The organism is Micromonospora sp. LZ34, from assembly GCF_052981855.1.
This window is the reverse complement of record NZ_JBRIQN010000009.1, coordinates 72,417-94,167: the sequence shown is the minus strand read 5'-3', so window position 1 is coordinate 94,167 and position 21,751 is coordinate 72,417. Positions and strand designations below refer to the sequence as shown.

Genomic DNA, 21,751 nt, shown 5'->3' with positions numbered 1-21,751 from the left:
CTCCACCGGCGGCGGGGTGTAACACGCCACGACGAGAATGGCCGCTGTGGTGGAGTACCCCGGCGGCGTCGAAGATGTGCACGTGATCACCGACGTGCCGCTGTCGAACGCGCCCGCGCCCGAGCCCGAGCGGATCCGGCTCGCCCAGGCCGACGCGGGGGAGCAGGACTGGCGGGCATGGGGTCCGTATCTGTCCGAGCGGGCGTGGGGGACGGTGCGGGAGGACTACAGCGAACACGGCACGGCGTGGGACTACTTCCCCCACGACCACGCCCGGTCCCGAGCCTACCGGTGGAGCGAGGACGGCATGGCCGGCGTCTGCGACGACCGGCAGACGTTCTGCTTCGCCCTCGCGCTGTGGAACGGGCGCGACCCGATCCTCAAGGAGCGGATGTTCGGCCTCGGCGGTGACGGCGGCAACCACGGCGAGGACGCCAAGGACTACTGGTGGTACGAGGACTCCACGCCCACCCATTCCTGGATGCGCTGGCGCTACCACTACCCGCAGGCCGCCTTCCCGTACGACGAACTGGTCGCGGTGAACGCGCTGCGCGGCCGGGACGACACCGAGTACGAGCTGGTCGACACCGGCATCTTCGACGACGACCGGTACTGGGCGGTGACCGTCGACTACGCCAAGGCGTCCCCCACCGACCTGTGCATCGTGATCACCGTGGCCAACCGGGGTGACCGGGACGACCGGCTGCACCTGCTGCCCACCCTGTGGTTCCGCAACACCTGGTCGTGGGGGCTGCCCGGCGGCGACCGGATCCCCCGCCTGGTCGGCGAGGGCTCCCGGCTGGTCGGCGAGCACCGGGTGCTCGGCCAGCTGCTGCTGGAGGGCGACGGTGCGCCGACCCCGCTGCTCTGCGACAACGACACCAACGCCGAGCGGCTCTGGGGGCTGCCCGGCCGGTCCCGCTACCCGAAGGACGGCATCAACGACCACGTGGTCAACGGCGCCCCGACGGTGAACCCGGCGGGCGAGGGCACCAAGGGCGCGCTGCACTACGTGCTGGACGTGCCGGCCGGCGAGCAGCGACAGATCCGGCTGCGGCTGACCCGTACCGCCCCGCCGCCCGGCGGCACCCCGCCGCCCCCGGCCGACCTAGGCGACGGCTTCGACGCGGTGGTCTGGGCCCGGCGGGCGGAGGCGAACCGCTTCTTCGCCGGGGTGATCCCGGCCGCCGCCACCCCGGACGAGGCCCTCGTCGCCCGGCAGGCCATCGCCGGGCTGATGTGGGGCAAGCAGTTCTACCACTTCGACGTCAAACGCTGGCTGGAGGGCGATCCGGGCTCCGCGCCCCCACCGCCCGGCCGCCGGCACGGGCGCAACAGCGCCTGGTGGCACATGACCAGCTTCGACGTGATCTCCATGCCCGATCCCTGGGAGTACCCCTGGTACGCCGCCTGGGACCTGGCCTTCCACTGCGTGAGCATCGCCCGGGTCGACCCGGGCTTCGCCAAGGAGCAGCTGCTGCTCCTGCTGCGCGAGTGGTACCTGCACCCCAACGGGCAGATCCCCGCGTACGAGTGGGCGTTCGGCGATGTGAACCCGCCGGTGCACGCGTGGGCGGCGCTGAAGGTCTTCGAGATCGACGGGAGCCGGGACCACGACTTCCTGGCCCGGGTGATGCACAAGCTGCTGCTCAACTTCACCTGGTGGGTCAACCGGAAGGACACCGGCGGCAACAACGTCTTTGAGGGCGGCTTCCTGGGGCTGGACAACGTCGGTCCGTTCGACCGGTCGGCCGCGCTGCCGGTGGCCGGCGTGCTGGAGCAGTCCGACGGCACCGGCTGGATGGCCATGTACGCGCTCAACCTGCTTGACATAGCGATCGTGCTGGCCGAGCACGACCGCACCTGGGTGGACACCGCCACCAAGTTCTTCGAGCACTTCGCGTACATCGCGGCCGCCGCGTACTCGCAGGGGCTCTGGGACGACGAGGACGCGTTCTTCTACGACGTGCTGCGGCTGACCGACGGCACGAAGGTGCCGCTGAAGGTCCGCTCGGTGGTGGGGCTGCTGCCGCTGGCCGCGGTCACCCGGCTCCCCGCGCGTACCCTGCACCGGCTGCCCGAGCTGGGCGCCCGGCTGCGCTGGTTCCTCACCAACCGCCCGGAGTACGCCGACGTGATCGGGGCCCGCCGGCTCGGCCCGGACGGCCGCCAGCAGCGGCTGCTCTCCATGGTCGGCCCGGAGCAGGTGGTCCGGTTGCTGGCCCGGATGCTCGACCCCGACGAGTTCCTCTCCGAGTACGGCCTGCGCACGCTCTCCCGCGCGCACCTGGACAAGCCGTTCGCGGTGACCCTCGGCGGCCAGGAGTTCTGCGTCGGCTACGAGCCGGCCGAGTCGACCAGCGGCCTGTTCGGCGGCAACTCCAACTGGCGCGGGCCGATCTGGATGCCGACCAACTTCCTGCTGATCAGCGCGCTGCGCGACTACGCGGCCTTCTACGGCGACGACCTGCGGGTGGAGTACCCCACGCGGTCGGGCGTGAAGCGGACGCTGGACGAGATCGCCGACGACCTCTCCGCCCGGCTGATCTCCCTGTTCACCCGGGACGGCTGGGGTCGCCGGCCGATCTATGGCGCCTGCCAGCTCTTCCAGACCCACCCCGACTGGCGGGACCTGATCGCCTTCCCGGAGTACTTCCACGGCGACAACGGCGCGGGGCTCGGCGCCTGGCACCAGACCGGCTGGACCGCGCTGGTCGCCGACCTGATCCTCACCCTGCGCCGCTGACCAGGGGATTGTGTCGCGGCGGCGAACAGTCGCCAATCCGTCGCCGACCGCTCGCCGTCCGCGATCGCCACTACGCTCGGTGAGGTGCCCGAACCCGAGGACGGCGACGCCGACCAAGCCGCGGCGGCCGACCGCACCGACCACGCCGTCCCGGCCGACCGGAGCGAGGCTGCGACCCGCGCCGAGCCGGGCGAGGCGGCGGCCATCGTCACTGCCGCCCGGCAGTTGGCCGAGGCGGAGGGCTGGCCGGCGGTGAGCCCGCGCAGGTTGGCCGAGCGGGCGGGAGTCGACGTCGCCGCGTTCTACCGGCACTTCACCGACCGGGACGCGGTGCTGGCCGCGGTCGCGGTGCGCGGCTTCGCCGAGCTGGCCGCCGCGCTCACCGCCGCCCAGGCGGCCGCCGGCGACACCCGCCGGGCCTGATCCGCCGTGGTCTCCGCCTACCTCGACTTCGCGTACGCCAATCCCGAGGTCTACGACGCGATGCTCGCGCACACCCCCGACCTGACCCTCGGCGCGGACCGGGCGCCGGTGACCCCGGCGGCCGCGTTCGGGCAGCTGCGCGCCGCTGTGGCGCCGCTGGCCGCCGGCCGGGACGCGGACACCCTCGCCGAACTCGGCTGGAGCCTGCTGCACGGAGTGGTCATGCTCACCAGGGGCGGCCGGCTGCGGCCGGAGGCGCAGGAACAGCGGGAGGAGATGATCGCCGCCCGGCTGCTGGACGTCGCGGTGGCGCCGGCCCCGCGCCGGGCGGGCAGGAAAGTCCCTGGGCGGGTCGGCGGGTCTGCCCTATAGTCCCGGCCGGGCCGTGGCGAGCCGCCGGGCCCGGCACGGGAGGAGGACGGGCATGACGGGTGGCGGCGCGACGGTGTCCCCGGGGCAGGTGCTGGTGTTCGACGCCGACGACACGCTCTGGGAGAACAACGTGCTCTTCGAGCGGGTGATCGACGATTTCCTGGCGTGGCTGGACCACCCCACCCTGGACCGGGTCGAGATCCGGGCGGTGTTGGACGACATCGAGCGGGCCAACGCGGCCGTGCACGGCTACGGCAGCAAGGTCTTCCTGCACAGCCTCGGCGAGTGCCTGGAGCGGCTGCGCCGGCGGCCGGCCACCGAGGCCGAGCGCCGGGAGATCCAGGAGCTGGCGGTGGCGCTGGTCGAGCACCAGGTCGAGCTGATGCCCGGGGTGGCGGACGCGCTGGACGAGCTCGCCGGGCGGCACTCGCTGCTGCTGCTGACCAAGGGTGACCGGGGGGAGCAGCAGCGCAAACTCGACGCCTCCGGGCTGCTGCACCACTTCCGGGCCGCGCACATCGTGCAGGAGAAGGACGTCGACACGTACCGCTGGCTGGCCCGCGAGCACGCCTTCGACCCGGCCGGCGCATGGATGATCGGCAACTCCCCGAAGTCGGACATCCTGCCGGCCCGGGCGGCCGGGATGAACGCCGTGTTCATCCCGAACGAGAACACCTGGGTGCTGGAGCACGACGTGCTGGACCCGGCCGACCCGGGCGTGCTGCACCTGACCGCCTTCCCCGACCTGCTGAAGCACTTTTGATGAACAACGTGCCGACTGGCTGCCCGGCCGCCGGCACGGGGCGGCCCCGGTGCCGCTGACCTTTCCCTCGCACCTGGCCGCGGTGCTGCCACTGAAGCTGTGGCGGCCGCGCTGGTTCGACGGGGTCGCGCTGGCCACCGGTGCGGTGTCGCCGGACGTGGCGTACCTGAGCATGGGCACCCGGTTCGAGGTCGCCGGCACCCACACCGTCGCCGGCCTGCTCTGGTGGTGCCTGCCGGTGGCTCTCGGCTACGCCTGGGTGGTGCGCCGCGGCGCGGCCGTCGTCGCCCCGCGGCTGCCGGCGCGCTTCCGGCCGGCGCACGCCGTGCCGGGCCCACATCCGTGGTGGATCACCATGAGTTCCGCGTTGCTCGGCGCCGCCACCCACCTCGGCTGGGATTACCTCACCCACACCGATGGCTGGCTCCGGGCGCTCGGTGTGGACTGGTACGCCCGGACTGGAGTGCACTGGTGGACGGTGGCCGACCTGACCAGCACGCTGCTCGGTGGGGTGGTCGCGATCGACCTGGCGCGCCGCCTGGTACGCCATGGCAGGGTGGGAGTGCTGCCTTCGCCGGCCGCCCGGCCGGCGGTGTTCCGCACGGTCGCGGTCTCGACCGCGCTGGGCGGGGTGGCGCTGCTGCCGGTCCTGCCGGCCGCCGGCCAGCCGGCCGCCACCGGCGTACGACTGCTGCATGTGCTGGCGCTGGCGCTGCTGGCCGGCGGCGTGGCGGCCCGGCTGGCGGAGCGGTGGCGCAGAGATCGCTCCGACCGGAAATAGCGCTCGTCCCGGCGGCCGTGTTACGCCGACATGCCGGTTTTCAACGTTGATATCAATCACCCTCCACCGCACCCGACGCGCCTTGTCCGGGCCGGAGAAACGCGCCTAACCTGATCCGGCGCTCACGGCTCTTCGGGGTGAGTCGGGAGCGCACCGAAGTCCGGTAGCTGGGCACCGTGGAGCTGAGTGCAGGCGGGCCGGCTCGTCGGGTTGAGCCCGGCGTGGGCGGCGTGCCACGCCCGCGCGACCAACCCGACGAAGCTCGCTACCACGCCGGACGGCTGGGGGTCAGGACCGGGGAGTTGCGGACCCGGTCCTGACCCGTTTTTCGTTTCGACGCGGTATTGCCGGCGGCTGCTGCGTCGGGCGCGCCATTCCCGTTACACCGACCCGCCGATTTCGAGAGCTGATGTTCCTCACCCTTTCCGGGGCAGCCGCGCGGCGCCGGAACTGCGATCATGCTGCGAATGGAACGGAGACGCTCTTCCGTGCGCACCGATAGGGCCACCCGAGTGGGACGGTCGTGACCGGGCGGCCGCGGCCGATCCCGCCGCCGAATCGCGCGTCGGCGCTGACCACCCTGCCGGAGACGACCAAGCAGGTCGTCGTCGTCACCGGCAACGGTTACAGCACCACGTACGCCACGCTGGAGACGTTCGCCCTGGCCGGCGGCCACTGGGTGCCGGTCTTCCCGCCGCTGCCGGCGCGCATCGGCTCCCGGGGCTTCAGTGACAACCACGTCGAGGGAGTGCCCACCACGCCGACCGGCGTCTACTCGTTCGGCCCGACCATGTACGGCATCGGCGCTGACCCGGGGGTGCGCTTCCCCTACCACCGGCTGGTGACGAACGACTGGTGGAATGAGAACGTCGACTCGCCGCTGTACAACACCTTCCAGCACAGCACCACCAACCCGGGCGGCTTCAGTGAGGCGCTGTGGAAGGAGATCCCGGCGTACACCCACTTCGCGGTGATCACGTACAACATGCCGCCGAACGTGGCGAAGCCGATCCCGAACGCGGGCAGCGGCATCTTCCTGCACGAGTTCAGCACCAGCGGCGGCAACGCCACCGCCGGCTGCGTGAGCCTCTCGCACGCCAACCTGGTCCGGGTGCTCACCTGGCTCGACCCGGCGCGCGCGCCGCGGATCGTGATCTGCCCGGTGGCGAACCTCGGCCGGTACTGACCCAGCTCCCGCCTCCGCCCAGGGCCGTCCCGACCGGGGCGGCCCTCGGCGTTCCGAGGCATAGTGTCGAGGCGACGGCGGGGGTATCGGGCAGCCCCTTGAGGAGTCGACCCGGGAGAGGGGGATGTCGCGTCGATGGAGCTCGTGGCAGGTGAGATCGCGCGCCGGGACTGGAGTTCACTTCGCTGCGGATGTGGAAACCCCGCCGACCATCTCGCCCGTGACCTGCTGGCGCTGGCGCGCGCCGAGGATGAGGAAGAGATACGGTTCGACGTCATTGGCGGGCATGTCATGTCGCCCTCGGTGCTCATGGAGCCGTCGTTGCCGGTGGTGTCGGTAGCTCTGGCAGCCCTGGCGGACACCACTTCCGTGCCGGCGCGCCACCAGTTCCTGGAGACGTTGCTCTTCATCCTCTCCGCGGACGCCCAGGCATGGGAGCCGGCGCTCCGAGGCAGGGATCTCCTCGACGAGTGCCGCACCGCGGTGCAGCCCGGCATCTGGCTGCTGTATCGAGAGGTCTTCTCCGGAGCGACCGTGGGAGCCGCGAGCCTGGCCTACGAGATCCTGACGCTTCTCGACGAGGACCTCGAGCGACTTGAGCGTGTGCGGGCCGCCGCGGGAACGCGGCTGGGCCCCCATGTGAGCAGCGTGGCCGACAGGTAGCCGCGGCTGGGGGCCGCGGCCGCTGCGGGCGGGACGCACCCGCCGGGCAGGTCGACGATGGCGGTTCCGCGTGCCGGCCGGGGCGGCACTGGATAGCGTGCCGGAGTGGAGATTGGATTCGCCCCGCCGGTCTCCGGCTCATGGGCAACCCCGGAGCACATGGTCCACGTCGCCCGGCGCGCCGAACTGCTCGGATACCACTCGTTGTGGACGTTCCAGCGTCTGCTGGCCCCCGCCGACCTCGGCTGGAGCGAGACGTACCACAGCGTCCACGATCCGTTGACCACGCTGGCCTTCCTCGCCGCCCACACCACGCGGATCCGGCTCGGCGTCGCGGTGCTCAACATGCCGTTCCTCTCCCCGGTCGTGGTGGCCAAGCAGACCGCGACCCTCGACATCCTCGCCGGCGGACGGCTCGACGTCGGGCTCGGCCTCGGCTGGTCGGACGAGGAGTACCAGGCGACCGGCGCGAGCCGGCACCGGCGGGGCCAGCGCGCGGCCGAGTTCGTCACCGTCCTGCGCAGCCTCTGGCAGGACGAGGTCATCGCGCATCGCGGTGCGTTCTACCAGGTCCCGCCGACCCGGATGGACCCGAAGCCGGTGCAGCGACCGCACCCGCCGATCCTGCTCGGCGGTCAGGCACCCGCGGCGCTGCGCCGGGCGGGCCGGCTCGCCGACGGCTGGATCAGTGGCAGCCAGGCCGACCTGACGGGTATCGCCGAGGCGGTCGCCACGGTGCGGACGGCGGCAGCGGACGCCGGGCGCGACCCCCAATCGCTGCGGTTCGTCTGCCGGGGCGCCGTGCAGGTACGCCCGGCAGGCTCGGCCGACCGCACGCCGCTCACCGGCACGCTCGAGCAGATCCGGTCGGACTTCGGCCGGCTCGCCGAGGCGGGCGTCACCGAACTCTTCGTCGACCTCAACTTCGATCCCGAGATCGGCTCACCCTCGGCGGACCCGCAGGCGTCGCTGCGCCGCGCCGACGAGGTGCTCGACGCGCTCGCCCCGACCTGCTGACCCGGACCACGCGGGTTCACCCCGTCAGGTCCACCGCTCCTTCCGCCGCCGACCACGCCGACCATCGGGTCACCGTGACCGCGACGATCGGCCCGTCCGGTGGGCGTGCCACATACTGCGGATATTTCGCGGTCAGCGCCGCCCGGGCGGCGGCTTCCTCCGCCGGATCCCCGACCAGGCGGCCGCGACCGTCCAGCCGGATCCACCACAGCGTCGACCAGTCCTCGTCGTACTCGTCGACGATCAGGCAGGCATGCTCTGTCGCCTGGATGTTCACCAGCCGGCGCAGCTGCCGGTGGCGCTTGGGCTTCTCGTCCACGGCGTGGTACGCCACCTCGCCGAGCAGGGCGAAGCAGACCGGTACCAGGTGCGGCCGGCCGTCGGGCCGGACGGTGGCGAGCCGGGCCACCCGGGCCGATCCGACCCGGTGCCGGATTTGGTGGGCCTGCACAAGGCCAGACCGTAGCCGAGCCCGGCCGGGAGAGTGCCGACATCCGCCGACGGGAGCCGAACGAGGAGCCCGGGGTTCGCGCCCGCAGACCGCGCCATGGTCCGACCCGGCACTGTGCGATCTTGCCGATCTCGATGCCTGAGGTATCCGCGCGATAGCTCACGGTGTATCTGCTCTCCCTAACTTCTACCCGTCGTATTGGCCCTTGACCGGAGGGTGACGGGTGAAGAGAAAGCTACGGGGACCGCTGATCGCGGCCCTGGTGCTGGCCCTGGTGGCCACCCTGGGCGGGACACAACTCCTGCCCGACCAGGAACGGAACAGCGCGGCGAACTCCGAGGGGGACGGCAACCTGCTGTCCCGCCTCGGTGACGCGGCCGGCAACCTGGTCAACGGCGGCAGCCGCCCGGCGAAGCCGGAGGTCGTCAGCGCCGGGCTGGCGGTGCAGGAGAAGGCGCCGGCGGCGAAGACCTGGCCGCCGCAGAAGCGGGTCAAGGAGCTGACCGGCAAGCGCACCGCCAACTCGAAGGTCTACCAGCTGTCCGACGGGCGGACCCAGGCGGAGATCTCCGCCGTGCCGCTGCACTACAAGGACGGCAAGGGCCGCTACCAGCCGATCGACACCACCATCAAGCCGACCGACGAGAAGGGCTACGTCCAGGGCAACCGGACCAACACCTTCACCAGCCTGTTCGGTGACAGCTCCGACGAGCTGGTCCGCTTCGAGCAGGACGGCCGCAGCATCGAGCTGGGCCTGGCCGGCGCGCCGAAGGACGTGACTCCGAAGGTCTCCGGCTCCACGGTCACCTACCCCGGCCTGGCCGGCGGCGCCGACGTCGTCTACGACGTCTCCTCCACCGCGCTCAAGGAGAAGATCGTCCTGCGCAGGGCGCCCAGCGGGCCGGTGTCGTACACGTTCACCCTGGACACCGCCGGGCTTACCGCGCAGCAGCGCCCGGACGGCTCCATCGCGTTCCTGCGTACCGACGGGGGCGAGCCGGTCTTCGTGATGCCGGCGCCGTTCATGTACGACGACAAGGACGACAAGTCCTCCCCGCACGGCAAGGTGTGGAGCGACAAGGTCACCCAGACGGTGACCCAGTCGGGCGGCACCTCGACGATCACGCTCAGCGCCGATGCCGGCTGGCTCGCCGACCCTGCCCGGGTCTACCCGGTGGTCGTCGACCCCACCATCCAGATCCGCCCGGTGCCGACCGACGGCCAGGACGTGCAGATCTACTCGGGCAACCCGACCCACCCGTACGGGCAGGACCAGGTCAAGTGGCCGCTGAAGGTCGGCACCGACTCCGGGCTCTGGCGTTCGCTGGTGCAGTTCAACACCAGCTCGATCCCGCAGAACACCACCATCGACGACGCCCGGCTCGAGCTGTACTACTCGCAGACCCACGAGTCGTGGGAGTACGACGTCTCGATCGAAGCACGCAAGGTCAATGCCGCGTGGGACGAGGACACCGCCACCTGGGACACCATGAAGAACGCCATGGCGGCCCAGCCGTCCGGCAACATGGTCACGGTCGACGACGGCGAGACCGGCAAGACGTCAGTCACCGGGACCTGGCCGTACTCCGGCAACACCACCCTGACGCCGCTCGCGATCAACGCGGACTACCGGTACAACGACGACGCCACCGCCGGGAACACCCACACCTGGGTGCCCACGCTGACGGAAGCGGGCAACTACCAGGTCGAGGTGCACTTCACCTCGCACACCGACGACCGCTCCGACATGGCCCCCTACACCGTCCACTACAAGGGCGGCAGCAAGGCGTACCCGATCAACCAGATGATCCCCTCCGGCAAGGGCCAGTGGAAGACGCTCGGAGTGCACCCGTTCGACGCCGGCACCACCGGCCGGGTCGTGCTCGGCGACCTGGTCGGCAAGTCGGTCATCGCGGACGCGGTGCGCTTCACCCGCTGGGGCGTCGCGACCAAGAAGCGGGCCGTGTCCAGCGCCTGGATGTCGTTCCCGGTGCGCAACACCGTCCAGGAGTGGGTGAACGCTCCCGCCAGCAACAACGGCTTCATGCTCAAGGCGGTCGACGAGAACAAGCTGAACCGCGGCGGCCCGATCTTCGAGGCGTCCGAGTACGCCTACATGAACGACCGGCGGGACTACAACCTGCCGAGGCTGGTGGTGACCTACGGGCGCCCGGGCGTGGCGGTGGAGTCCCCGACCACGATCACCTCCACCGGTGCCGTGCTGACCTGGCCGGAGTACCGGGACCCGTCGACGAGCACGACGGCGGACAACATCGTCGAGTACCAGGTGCACCGCAGCGTGCACCAGAACTTCACCCCGTCGGCCGCGACGCTGATCGCGCCCGTGTCGAGCGCGAGCCGGACCTACCAGGACACCACCGCGGTGCCCACGGCGGCGGACAACACCGACCCGATGGCCCGGAAGTTCTACTACTACATGGTCGCGGTCAAGACCCAGGACGGACAGGTCATCGCCGGCCCGACCCAGCCGGCGATGCTGCCGAAGGCCGGCCAGATCACCCGGATCTACCGCACCGGGGTCACCGACACCTCGCTCTCGCTGGCCAGGCCGGACTCGAACGTGGACGTCTACGACGGCGACCCGTACGTCGCGGTGGGCAACAACTCCAGCATGACCACCGGGTACGGCGACACCCGTGGTGTCGTCAAGTTCCCGAACCTGGCCGGAGTGCCGACCGACGCGAAGATCGTCGGCGCCGAGCTGCGCATGTTCAACACGTACCTCTACCCGGGCACCGACCGGGACGAGTACGTCGACGTCTACAAGCTCAAGAACGCGTTCGACGAGACGACGGCGACCTGGAACCGGCGGAACGCCACCACGCTGTGGACGACCCCGGGCGGCGACTACGACACGTCCTGGAAGGCCAGCTTCAACGGGTTCAGCAACGACCCCGAGTGGGAGACCTGGGACGTCACCCCGGCCGTGGCCGGGTGGCTGACCAACCCGGCCAGCAACCACGGCTTCCTGATGCGCCAGCGGGACGAGGTCAACCAGACGGCACGGGCCATGCTGCTGTCGTCCGAGGGACCGGAGCCACTGTTGCGGCCGACGCTGGAGGTCACCTACCTCGAGCAGAACGGGGAGTCGACGTACTACGCCGCCTCGACGCCCCAGACGCTGGCGCCGAACGCCACGTACACGCTCCCGGTGACCGTGTCGAACCCGACGCTGGCGGCCTGGAACACCACCGACTGGGAGCTCTCGTACGACTGGAAGCGGTACAACGCGGCGGGTGTCCTCGAGGACGTCCCCGACGAGAGCTACGAGTTGCGCACGGCGCTGCCGAAGAACGTGGCAGCCGGCGGTACGGTCGACGTCACCGCCCAGGTGAAGACCCCACCGTCGTCGACGGAGGGCAACAAGCGCGCCGCGTACGTGCTCAGCTGGGACCTGCGCAACAAGATCGATGGCCGGAAGCTCTCGGCGACCAGCCCGATCAAGGGGTTGCCGCAGAACATCGCGGTGGAGGAGCCGACCTCCGACCAACTGGGTCTGGAGAAGTTCTACTCGTACGCGGGGAAGAACACCGGTGCCGGCGGCACCCTGATGAACAACCTCTACGCCGGTAACACCGTCTGGTCGTACAACGCGTTCGCCAACCCGTCGCGGGGCCTTTCCACGTTCGTCCGGCTGGCGTACAACTCGCTGGACACCAGCGACACCGTCGCCGGCTACGGCTGGTCGTTGCAGGCGTCGTCGATGATGCGCCTGGGTACCCCCCTCGATTTCCACCCCAACCCGAACCCGACGAAGGTCACCCTGACCGACGGCGACGGCACCAGCCACCGGTTCACCTGGGACCCGGCGGCGAACGAGTGGAAGAGCCCCAAGGGCGTGCACCTCTACCTGCAGAAGGTCACCAGCCTGGACTGCAAGCCCAACACCCAGGAGCCGAAGGCGTGGGTGCTGACCCGGCCGGACCGGACGCAGTTCTTCTACGACTGCGAGGGCTTCCTCACCAGCGTGGTGGACAACAACGGCAACGAGTTGCGCTTCGTCTACGAGGAGCGCAAGTCGAACAACAAGCCGACCAAGTTCCTCAGGTACCTCACCGACGCGACCGGTCGGGAAACGCTGAAGATCGAGTACTACGCCAAGGGCCAGACGTACGACTACATCGACGACACCACGTGGACCAAGGTCCGCGCGTCGTCGGGTCTCACCAACCCGAAGATCATCGACCACGTCTCCCAGATCACCGACATCTCCGGACGGAAGCTGACCTTCACGTACACCGACAAGGGTCTGCTCGGCGAGCTGATCGACGGCGCCGGCTCGACCAACGGAGAGCCGAAGAAGCTCCAGTTCCGCTACGACATGACGCAGGGCAACAAGAACGTCAAGCTGGTCAAGGTCACCGACCCGCGCGACAACGCCACCGACCTGACCTACCACTACCCGCAGGCCGGTGACGACCCGAAGTGGCACTGGCGCACCAAGACCTACACCGACCGGCTCGGCCACCCCACCCAGTTCGCCTATGTGGACCCGGACGCCACCAACACCATTCGCACCACGGTCACCGACGCGGAGAACCACGCCACCGCCTACCTGATGGACGGCTACGGTCGGCCGATCGAGACCACCAACGCCAAGAACGAGACCACCAAGCTCGGTTGGGACGACGACCACAACGTCACCCGGCTGGAGGAGGCCAGCGGCGCGGTCTCGACCTGGCAGTACGACCAGAAGACCGGCTACCCGACCGAGATCAAGGACGCGACGGCGGTCGCCAACGGCACGTCGGGCACGGTGCTGGGCTACCAGCGGCAGCTCAACGGGTACGTCGCCGAGCTGACCGAGAAGACCAGCCCGGAGGGACGGAAACACACCTTCGGCTACGAGCCGGACGGTGACCTCGCCTGGGTGGTCGACCCGGTGGGCAACACCACGGCCGATGCCAACGACTACAAGACCTCCTACACCTACGACGCCTGGGGCCAGTTGCTGACGGCGACCGACGCCAACGGCAACACGACCGTCAACAGCGACTTCGACGCCAACGGCTACCCGAAGGTCATCACCGACCCGGACACCAAGTCGACCAGGTACAGCTACGACGACCGCGGCCAGGTCAAGACGGTCACCGACGCCTACGGCAAGGTCACCTCCCAGGAGTACGACACCTTCGGGCGGCCGCAGGAGAAGAAGGTGCCGAAGGACCAGGACGCCGGCGATTTCATCGTCACCCCGGCTCCGAAATACGACGTGAACGACAACGTGCTGGAGTCGTACGCGCCGAACGGCGCGGTGTCGAAGGCGTTCTTCGACGAGGCGGATCAGCTCAGCTACACGCTGTCTTCGGTCGACGAGCCCGGCGACCCCGAGCGGAGGACCTCGTTCACCTACGACAAGGTCGGCAACCTGCTGACCACCACGGAGCCGAAGGGCAACCTGACCCCGACGGCCGGTGACTACACGACGACCAACGTGTACGACGAGATCTACCAGCTGACCAGCGTGACCAATGCCCGGGGCGACAAGATCACCTATGAGTACCGGCACGGCGACGTGGTCAAGATGGTCGATCCGCGGAAGAACGCGACGCCCGACACCTCCGACTACACGACCAGCTACGAGTACGACCTGGCGCACCGGCTGACCAGGACCACGGACGCGTTGGGCAAGTTCACCACCACCCGGTACGACCGGGACGGTCTCGTGACGGCGACGACCGACCAGGTCGGCGTCACCACCGATTTCACGTTGGACGCGAGGGGCGCGACCGCGGAGGTCAGGGTGCCGCACAAGGACGTCGCGGGCGTCGTCACCTACCGCAGCACCCGGTACGAGTACGACCAGGTGGGCAACCAGACCAGGATGGTGAGCCCTCGGGGCGTCGACACGACCGACGATCCCGACGACTTCGCCACGGTCACGGTCTACGACAAGCTGAACCGGGTGAAGGAGACCCGCACCGCGTACGACAAGGACGACGCCCGGTACAAGACCCCGGACGTCACCACCTACGAGTACGACGACGTGGGTCGGCTGGAGATCGTCTCCGCCCCGCCGTCGTCAGGCGAGTCGGTCCGCAACAACACCACCTACACCTACTTCGACAACGGCTGGATGAAGAGCAGCAGCGATCCGTGGGACATCGTCACGTCGTACGACTACGACTCCCTGGGGTCCCAGACCCTGCGCAAGGTGACCTCGGCCGGTGGATCGTCGAACCGGACGATGACCTGGTCGTACTTCCCCGACGGCAAGCTGCGGGCCCGGGCGGACGACGGCGTGCCGGTCGGTCAGCAGGTGGTGCTCGTCGACAACTCCGACTTCAACAACACCACCGCCACCGGCACCTGGAACACGGCCACCTCGCCGAAGGGGATGTACGGCCCCAGCTACGCCAGTCGACCGGCGGGCACCGGCACCAACACCTTCACCTGGCAGTTGAACGTGCCGCAGGCCGGCGCCTACGAGGTGTTCGTCCGCTACCCGGAGGTGACTGGCGCCGCGACCGACGCGAAGTACACGGTGTCGCATGTCGGCGGCAGCACCGGACGGACAGTCGACCAGAGCGTCAACAGCGGTGGCTGGGTGAGCCTCGGCTCGTACAGCTTCAGCGAGGGCAACAGTCACAAGGTGCTCCTGTCGGACCAGGCCACCGGTACCGTGGCCGCCGACGCCGTGAAGCTCGTTCGCAACAACGCCGGAGAGACCGACACCGAGAAGCACGACTACACCTACCGGTACGACGCCAACGGCAACCAGATCACCGTGTCCGACAACAGCGCCGGCGCACGGGTGGACAGCTACTCGATCACCTACACCGACCTGAACCAGGTCGACGCGGTGACCGAGAGCAAGTCGGGGGCGGTCCGGAACACGACCCGTTTCGACTACAACGAGAACGGCTCGCCGGTGACGGTGGAGCACGACCGGCAGTACGCGACGTACACGTACGACCCACGGGATCTCGTCGCCACGGTGACCAACGGCGCGTCCGCCAGCGACCCGGGCAGGAAGACCACCACCATCGAGTACACGGACCGTGGCGAGCGGAAGACGCAGACCAAGGGCAACGGCAACATCACCACCTACAGCTACTACCTCGACGGGCTGCCCAGGGCGCAGGTCGAGAAGAAGGCGGACGGCACGACGGTGTCGGACGACGTGATCACCTACGACCTGAACGGCAACCGGAGTCGCGTCACCAGCAGCAAGATGAACGCCGACAACCACAGCGGGTACCTGAGCACGCAGTACGACTACACCTACGATCCCCGCGACCGGCTGGTCGCGGTGACGAAGACGGGTGCCGGCGCCGGAAGTGAGGCGTACGTCCACGACGCCAACAGCAACATCATTTCCCAGACCGTCAAGGGCACGACGACGACCTTCAACTACGACCGCAACCGGTTGTTGACATCGACGACCGCCGGACTGACCTCGTCGTACAACTACGATCCGTTCGGCCGTCTCGACACCGTCACCGCGGCGGGTTCGATCGTCAAGCGGAACGTCTACGACGGTTTCGACCACGTCGTGGAGACGCGTACCAGCACGTCGACGACGAAGTTCAGCTTCGACCCGTTCGACCGCACCACCACGCGGACGACGGATGCCGGAACCGCCCAGCAGAAGACGACGACGTTCAACTACCTGGGGCTTTCCACCGACGTCCTCGACGAGGAGGTCGCGGGGGAGGTCACGAAGTCCTACCAGTATTCGCCGTGGGGGGAGCGGCTTTCCCAGATCGTGCACGGGGCCGGCGGAAGCAGGGAGCGGACCTACTACGGCTACAACATCCGGTCCGACGTCGACCAGATCACGGACGAGGCCGGCAACACCAAGGCCACGTACGGCTACACCGCGTTCGGCAGCAACGACGACGCGCTGTTCACCGGCGTGGACAAGCCCGACCCGGCCAACCCGACGAAGGAGGCGTACAACTCGTACCGGTTCAACGCCAAGCGGGTGAGCGACGCGTCCGGGACGTACGACATGGGCTTCCGGAACTACGACCCGGGCCTGAACCGGTTCCTCACGCGGGACAGTTACAACGGGGCACTGTCCGACATGCGGATGGGCACCGACCCCTGGAACGCCAACCGGTACGCGTTCGCGGGCGGCAACCCCGTCTCCCGGGTGGAGCGGGACGGCCACTCGTCCTGCGGCTGGAACCCCACGACCTGGGGGGACTGCGCCGGGGACGCGTGGAACTGGACAACGGACACCGCCGGCGACGCGTGGGACGCCACGACCGAGGCCGTTTCGGACGCCTGGGACGCGACGACGGACTTCGTCTCGGACGCGTGGGACGCCACGACCGAGGCCGTCTCGGACGCCTGGGACGCGACGACGGACTTCGTCTCGGACGCGTGGGACGCGACCACCGAGGCCGTCGCCGACGCCTGGAACGCCACGACCGAGGCGGTGAGCGACGCCTGGGACTGGACGGTGGAGCACACCCCCAACGCGATCGAGCGGGCCTGGCACGTCGCCCGCTTCGCGTTGAACCTGCCGTCCACGGCGGTGGGCTACGGTTACGCGTGGATCGCCGGTGCCACCTGTAGTTGGTACCGGGGACTCATGCTCACGTGCACCGACGCGAAGCGGTTCGCTCGTGACGGAGGTATCACCATCGGGAACGTCTACACCACGACTGCGGCGAGGTCCCAGCTCGACGCCGACCCGGAGTTGATGGAGCACGAGTCCCGGCACTCGACCCAGTACTTCGGGCTGACCGGCAACCCGGTGAACTTCGGTCTCGCCTACGGCTCCGCCAGCCTGCTCTCCGGCGCGATCTACCTGTTCGCCGGTGAGCGGGTGGATTCCCACGGCGACAAGTGCGACGACCCGTGGACCTGCTACAACGTCTTCGAGATGGACGCGGACCTGCACAAGGGCAATTACTACAACTGAGGAGCGAGTGATGCGGCCTGGAAGGCGGGCAGTTGTCTGCGCGGCGCTCCTGGCAGCGATAGCCACCGGCCTGGCGGGCTGCACTCCCGCCGGGCCGATGGCCCTGCGCAAGGACGGTGATCAGTTGACGGTGCTGTTGGGGCGGCAATGTCGCCCCGGTAGTTACCTCACCAAACTGCTCATCGCCAGGATGGATGAGAAGACGAGGGACACCGTCAGCCCGCCGTTGTGGCAGATTGCCACGAGCGAGCCGAGGGCTGTCCCGGAAGTCGAGATCGGCGTGCTGCCGGAAGGGTTCACGGCGGAGGCCGACAACATCGCCGCACAGGGAGTGGGCGGTCGCCTCGCGATAACCGCCCATTTCGAGAACAACACCTACAACACCGTCCTGGACACCGGGAAGATCGAAAACGGAAAGGTCCTGGCGACGAACGAGAGGGTCCTGACCGAGAACGAATTCCGGCAGGAGTACGGCTGCGGCGACTAGGTTCGGCCGTGGTGGCGTCCCCGGGCACCGCCCGGGGACGCCACTTGTATCCTGCTCGACTGCGGATGCTGGGCGCATTGGCGGACATGATCGTGGTAGCGAGTGGTTCCGGCGCGGCGAGAGCGCTTTCCGCGTCGAATCCGTTACGCCGACACGCCAGGTCAGCATATTGATGTGCGTCTCTCTTTTTGTCTCGCCCACGTCTTGTTGTGCCGGGAACGGCCCGCTTAGCCTGAGCGCGCTCGATGTTCGACGGGGGAGCGCGGGATGCAACTGGAGATTCGGCTGCTGGGCTCGGTGGAGCTGAGTGTGACGGGCCAGGTCGCCACGCCGGGCGCGGCGAAGCGCCGCGCGGTACTCGCCGGCCTCGCCCTGGAGGCCAACCACCCCGTCCCACTGCCCAGACTGATCGGGATGCTCTGGCCGGACGACCCGCCGGCCTCCGCCGTGGCGAACCTCCGGTCGCACGCCGCGGCCCTGCGCCGTACGCTCGGCGACCGGCTGATCGCCCGCCCCAACGCGTACGAGCTGAGCCTGGGCCCGCACGAACTCGACGTCGCCGAGTTCCGGCGCCTCGCGGGGGAGGGGCGCACCCGGCTGGCGGGCGCCGAGCCGGGCGGCGCCGTCGACCCGCTCCGGGCGGCCCTGGACTGCTGGCGGGGCCCGGCCGGTGACGGCCTGCCGCGTGGTACCACGCTCGACAACCGGTGGGCGAGCCTGGACGAGCAGCGGCTCCAGGTCTTCGAGGGGCTGACCGAGGCGCGGCTGGCCGTCGGCGAGCACGGAGACCTGCTGTCGGAGATCCGCGGGCACCTCGCGGCCCACCCCCTGCGCGAGCGAGCCTGGGGGCAGCTGATGCTGGCCCTCTACCGGTGCGGCGAGGTATCAGCCGCGTTGACCGCCTACCGGGACGCGTACGCCACCCTGCACGAGCAGCTCGGCATCGACCCGGGTGAGGACCTGGTTCGGCTGCACCGGGCCATGCTGGACCGGTCACCGGAGCTGGCGTACGTCCCGCCCGCCGCGCCGCTCGCCGTCACCGCGGCAGTCCCGGCGCCCCCCGCCGCGGCCACCGTCCCCCGCGAGCTCCCCGCCGACCTGATCACCTTCGTCGGCCGTACGGCCGAGGTGGCGGACGTGGTCGCGGCCGTGGGTGGCGGGACACCGGCCGCCGTGGTGGTCAGCGGGCCGGCCGGCAGCGGCAAGACCACGCTGGCGGTACGCGCGGCGCACCTGGTGGCCGCCGACTTCCCGGACGGGCAGGTCTTCGTCGACCTCGGCTACCGGCCGTCGGTGACACCCGACGAGGTGCTGGCCCGGGTGCTGCGCGCCCTCGGTGTGCCGGCCGCCGACGTGCCGGCCGGTGCCGACGAGCGGGCCGGCTGGTTCCGGACCCGGGTCGCCGATCGACGGCTCCTGCTGGTGGTCGACGGGGTAACCGGCGCCCAGCAGGTACGGCCGTTGATCCCGGCCGGGCCCGGCCCGGCGCTGGTCGTGGTCGCCCAGCGGCAGCTGCGCAGCCTCGATGGCGTCCGGCGGGTCGCCCTCGCTCCGGTGGACGCCGCCGGGGCGCGGGCGCTGTTGGCCGCGTTCGGCGGCGCCGAGCGGCTGGACGTGGAGCCGGCCGCCACGGCCGAGCTGGTGCGGCTCTGTGGCGGCTCGGCGCTGGCCCTGCGGATCACCGCCTCGCGGCTGGCCAGCCGGCCGGATCTGCCGGTGGCCGTGCTGGTCGAGCAGTTGCGGGACCGCCACGACCGGCTGGACCTGCTGGCGTACGAGGACCTGTCGGTGCGGGCGAGCCTGGCCGCCGGGGTCGCCGCCGTGCGCTCCGGCGACGAGGTGGCCGGTCGGCTGCTGGAGCTGCTCGGCGAGTCGCCGGACGCGCCGGCGTTGCCGGAGCGGACCGCGGCTCTGCTCGGCGTCTCCGCGCAGCGGGCCCGGCACGCCCTGGAGCGGCTGGTCGACTCGCACCTGATCCACCGGGACGAGCGGGGCGGCTACCGGCTGCCCGCGCTGGTGCGCGACTACGTTGTCGAGTTGGCGGCGGTGCCCCAGCACCCGTCGACGGGCTGGCGGGTCGACCCGGTCGCCGCCTGAGCACCACCCGGGACGTGCCGCCGCGGGGAACCGACGGCCCGTGGCCGGCGACGGCAGCGTGTCAGGCGTCCCCGCCGCGGACGATGGCCACCGCCACCCGGCAGAACTCGTCCATGTCCGGCTCGAAGCCGGCCGCGATGTCGGGGTGCAGGCCGGCCCGGGTCTCGTCGAGCAGCCGCTGGCAGACCTGCTCGACCGGCTCGCCGGCGTAGCCGGCCCGGACCCGTTCGGTAGCCGCCCGCAGCGCCGAGGTCAGCTGATCCTCCAGCGGGCCGCGCAGCTTCTGCTGCACGGGATCGAGCCCGCGGGGGTCCAGCGTGACATGTGGCTCCGACATGGCGCTCCCTTCGTCGGCGTCCGCGGTACCCCACCGCGGCCGTCGGTCAAACCACGTTCGGTACGGCGGCGACCCGCACCTGGTACGAGAAGTCCTCCGCCGGCTCCTCCACGTACGACAGCCGGCGGATCTGCCGGTCGTCGTCGTAGAGGGCGACGTCGACCAGGACGCCGAGGTGGGCCAGGCCGATGTTGGCCACCCGCTTCTTGTCCTGGAGCACCGCGCACACCCCGCCGAGCAGGCTGCTGGCGTCGGAGGTGCGGTGCCCGGGCGGGCAGCGCAGCAGCACGTCCACCTCGATCGGCCCGGACAGCGGGGTCCAGCCGGTGCGCTGGGCCGCGTCGCAGGCCGCCTGGAGCAGGGCGCGGACCCTCGTCGCCTGCCGGTGCCCGGCGGCGAAGATGGACAGCGCCTCGGTCTTGACCGGTGGCAGGCCGCTCACCTCGAACGTCAGGGCGAGAGCGCGGGTGTCCTGCACGACGGCACCTCCTCGTTGGGGACGATCCTGCCCAACCGGTGGACCGGCAGAGGGAAGTTCCCGCGAGAACCAACCGATCGGACGGGTCGGGGTCGGCCGGAGGCGTGTCGACGTCGGCGGCGAACGCGCTGGCTGCGGAGCTACGAGAACGCTAGTCCACCGGGCGGTCGCTGGGTAGCATCACCGCTCACTGGGTGGGACGCGGCGCGAACGCGCAGAAGTCGTTGCCCTCCGGGTCGGCCAGCATCCACCAGCTGATCGCCTCGTCGGGCTCGCGCAGCAGCGTCGCACCGGCCTTGATCAGCGCGGTCGGCTCCGGGTCGGTCAGGTCGACGTCCCAGTGCATCCGGTTTTTCACGGTCTTGCGCTCCGGCACCGGGTCGAAGATCCACTGCTGCCAGGGGAAGCCGGCCGCGCCCAGCACCGCGGCGTGCCCCTGCTCGCTGACCTGCACCTCGCCACCGAGCACGCCGGCCCACCACCTCGCCTGGGCGACCGGGTCGGCCGAGTCGACGATCAGCGCGATCGGGCCGGGTCCGGCCCCCTCCCGGGGCGGGAACGCGCAGAACAGGTTGCCGTCCGGGTCGGCCAGCACCCACCAGCTGATCTCCGCGTCCGGCTCGCGGACCAGCCGCGCCCCGGCGGCGAGCAGCGCCGTCGGTTCCGCGTCGGCGAGCCGCAGGTCGAGGTGCACCCGGGTCTTGACGGTACGCGGCTCGGGCACCCGGTTGACCCAGATCGACTCGGCGCCGGAGCCGGCCGCGCGGGGGTCGATCCGGGTGTCGCCGTCGCCGGTGTCGACCAGGTCGCCGTCGAGGATCCGGGCCCAGAACGCGCCCAGCGCGTGCGGGTCGGCGGCGTCCAGACAAAGGTCTTTGAAGCGAGCGATCATGCGCCCATCATCCCCGCCCCACCCGCCACCTCGCCGCCGCTCCCCGGGCCGCCCGCCCGTACCACGCGCAACTTTCGGCAAGGTGCGGTCTCGCGAGCGCGGGACGCAGCACCTTCCCCGATCTTGCGCGGATCTTGGGCCGGAGCGCCCCGAGCGCCCCGA

General features: G+C 70.3%; 15 protein-coding genes. 11 read left to right on the top strand and 4 right to left on the bottom strand.

The features are described from left to right. Nucleotides 1-37 precede the first annotated feature (37 nt). From ACVCAH_RS12705 to ACVCAH_RS12670, 8 genes are all read left to right on the top strand, one after another. A complete protein-coding gene (locus tag ACVCAH_RS12705; RefSeq protein ID WP_447136293.1) occupies nt 38-2,746 on the top strand; it encodes an MGH1-like glycoside hydrolase domain-containing protein in 2,709 nt (902 codons plus the stop codon). An 84-nt stretch (nt 2,747-2,830) separates the two neighbouring features. Continuing rightward, complete coding sequence (locus ACVCAH_RS12700) at nt 2,831-3,169, top strand: helix-turn-helix domain-containing protein (protein ID WP_447136292.1); 339 nt, start codon at nt 2,831-2,833, stop codon at nt 3,167-3,169. Between the two features lie 6 nt (nt 3,170-3,175). Beyond that, nucleotides 3,176-3,541 carry a TetR-like C-terminal domain-containing protein gene (locus ACVCAH_RS12695; protein WP_447136291.1) on the top strand — a complete coding sequence of 122 codons (366 nt, stop codon included), beginning with the start codon at nt 3,176-3,178 and terminating at the stop codon, nt 3,539-3,541. A 52-nt stretch (nt 3,542-3,593) separates the two neighbouring features. Next, a complete protein-coding gene (locus ACVCAH_RS12690) occupies nt 3,594-4,304 on the top strand; it encodes an HAD family hydrolase (RefSeq protein WP_447136290.1) in 711 nt (236 codons plus the stop codon). A 49-nt stretch (nt 4,305-4,353) separates the two neighbouring features. After that, complete coding sequence (locus ACVCAH_RS12685; protein ID WP_447136289.1) at nt 4,354-5,085, top strand: DUF4184 family protein; 732 nt, start codon at nt 4,354-4,356, stop codon at nt 5,083-5,085. A 523-nt stretch (nt 5,086-5,608) separates the two neighbouring features. Further along, nucleotides 5,609-6,271 carry a L,D-transpeptidase family protein gene (locus tag ACVCAH_RS12680; RefSeq protein WP_447136288.1) on the top strand — a complete coding sequence of 221 codons (663 nt, stop codon included), beginning with the start codon at nt 5,609-5,611 and terminating at the stop codon, nt 6,269-6,271. 135 nt (nt 6,272-6,406) lie between these two features. Further along, nucleotides 6,407-6,934 carry a hypothetical protein gene (locus tag ACVCAH_RS12675; protein ID WP_447136287.1) on the top strand — a complete coding sequence of 176 codons (528 nt, stop codon included), beginning with the start codon at nt 6,407-6,409 and terminating at the stop codon, nt 6,932-6,934. A 105-nt stretch (nt 6,935-7,039) separates the two neighbouring features. Continuing rightward, on the top strand, nt 7,040-7,951 hold the full coding sequence (locus ACVCAH_RS12670) for a TIGR03619 family F420-dependent LLM class oxidoreductase (RefSeq protein WP_447136286.1): 912 nt from the start codon (nt 7,040-7,042) through the stop codon (nt 7,949-7,951). A 16-nt stretch (nt 7,952-7,967) separates the two neighbouring features. On the opposite strand, the gene ACVCAH_RS12665 is transcribed toward ACVCAH_RS12670, so the two are convergent. Next, a complete protein-coding gene (locus ACVCAH_RS12665) occupies nt 7,968-8,402 on the bottom strand; it encodes a TIGR03668 family PPOX class F420-dependent oxidoreductase (RefSeq protein WP_447136285.1) in 435 nt (144 codons plus the stop codon). A 223-nt stretch (nt 8,403-8,625) separates the two neighbouring features. Between ACVCAH_RS12665 and ACVCAH_RS12660 the strand changes: the two genes are divergently transcribed. The 3 genes from ACVCAH_RS12660 to ACVCAH_RS12650 all read left to right on the top strand — a co-directional run bounded on the left by ACVCAH_RS12660 (nt 8,626) and on the right by ACVCAH_RS12650 (nt 19,882). After that, nucleotides 8,626-17,298, top strand: a complete 8,673-nt coding sequence (locus tag ACVCAH_RS12660) for a golvesin C-terminal-like domain-containing protein (RefSeq protein WP_447136284.1) — start codon at nt 8,626-8,628, stop codon at nt 17,296-17,298. Nucleotides 17,299-17,395: 97 nt separating this feature from the next. Then, entirely contained in the window at nt 17,396-17,785 is a 390-nt protein-coding gene (locus ACVCAH_RS12655) for a hypothetical protein (RefSeq protein ID WP_447136283.1), read from the top strand. 267 nt (nt 17,786-18,052) lie between these two features. Continuing rightward, complete coding sequence (locus tag ACVCAH_RS12650; RefSeq protein ID WP_447136282.1) at nt 18,053-19,882, top strand: BTAD domain-containing putative transcriptional regulator; 1,830 nt, start codon at nt 18,053-18,055, stop codon at nt 19,880-19,882. A gap of 61 nt (nt 19,883-19,943) precedes the next feature. Here the strand turns inward: ACVCAH_RS12650 and ACVCAH_RS12645 are convergent, their stop codons facing one another. The 3 genes from ACVCAH_RS12645 to ACVCAH_RS12635 form a co-directional block, all read right to left on the bottom strand. Next, nucleotides 19,944-20,219 carry a hypothetical protein gene (locus tag ACVCAH_RS12645; RefSeq protein ID WP_447136281.1) on the bottom strand — a complete coding sequence of 92 codons (276 nt, stop codon included), beginning with the start codon at nt 20,217-20,219 and terminating at the stop codon, nt 19,944-19,946. A 46-nt stretch (nt 20,220-20,265) separates the two neighbouring features. Next, nucleotides 20,266-20,697, bottom strand: a complete 432-nt coding sequence (locus ACVCAH_RS12640) for a hypothetical protein (protein WP_447136280.1) — start codon at nt 20,695-20,697, stop codon at nt 20,266-20,268. Between the two features lie 187 nt (nt 20,698-20,884). Next, nucleotides 20,885-21,589: a VOC family protein gene (locus ACVCAH_RS12635; protein ID WP_447136279.1), complete on the bottom strand. Its 705-nt coding sequence runs from the start codon at nt 21,587-21,589 to the stop codon at nt 20,885-20,887. Nucleotides 21,590-21,751: the final 162 nt, after the last annotated feature.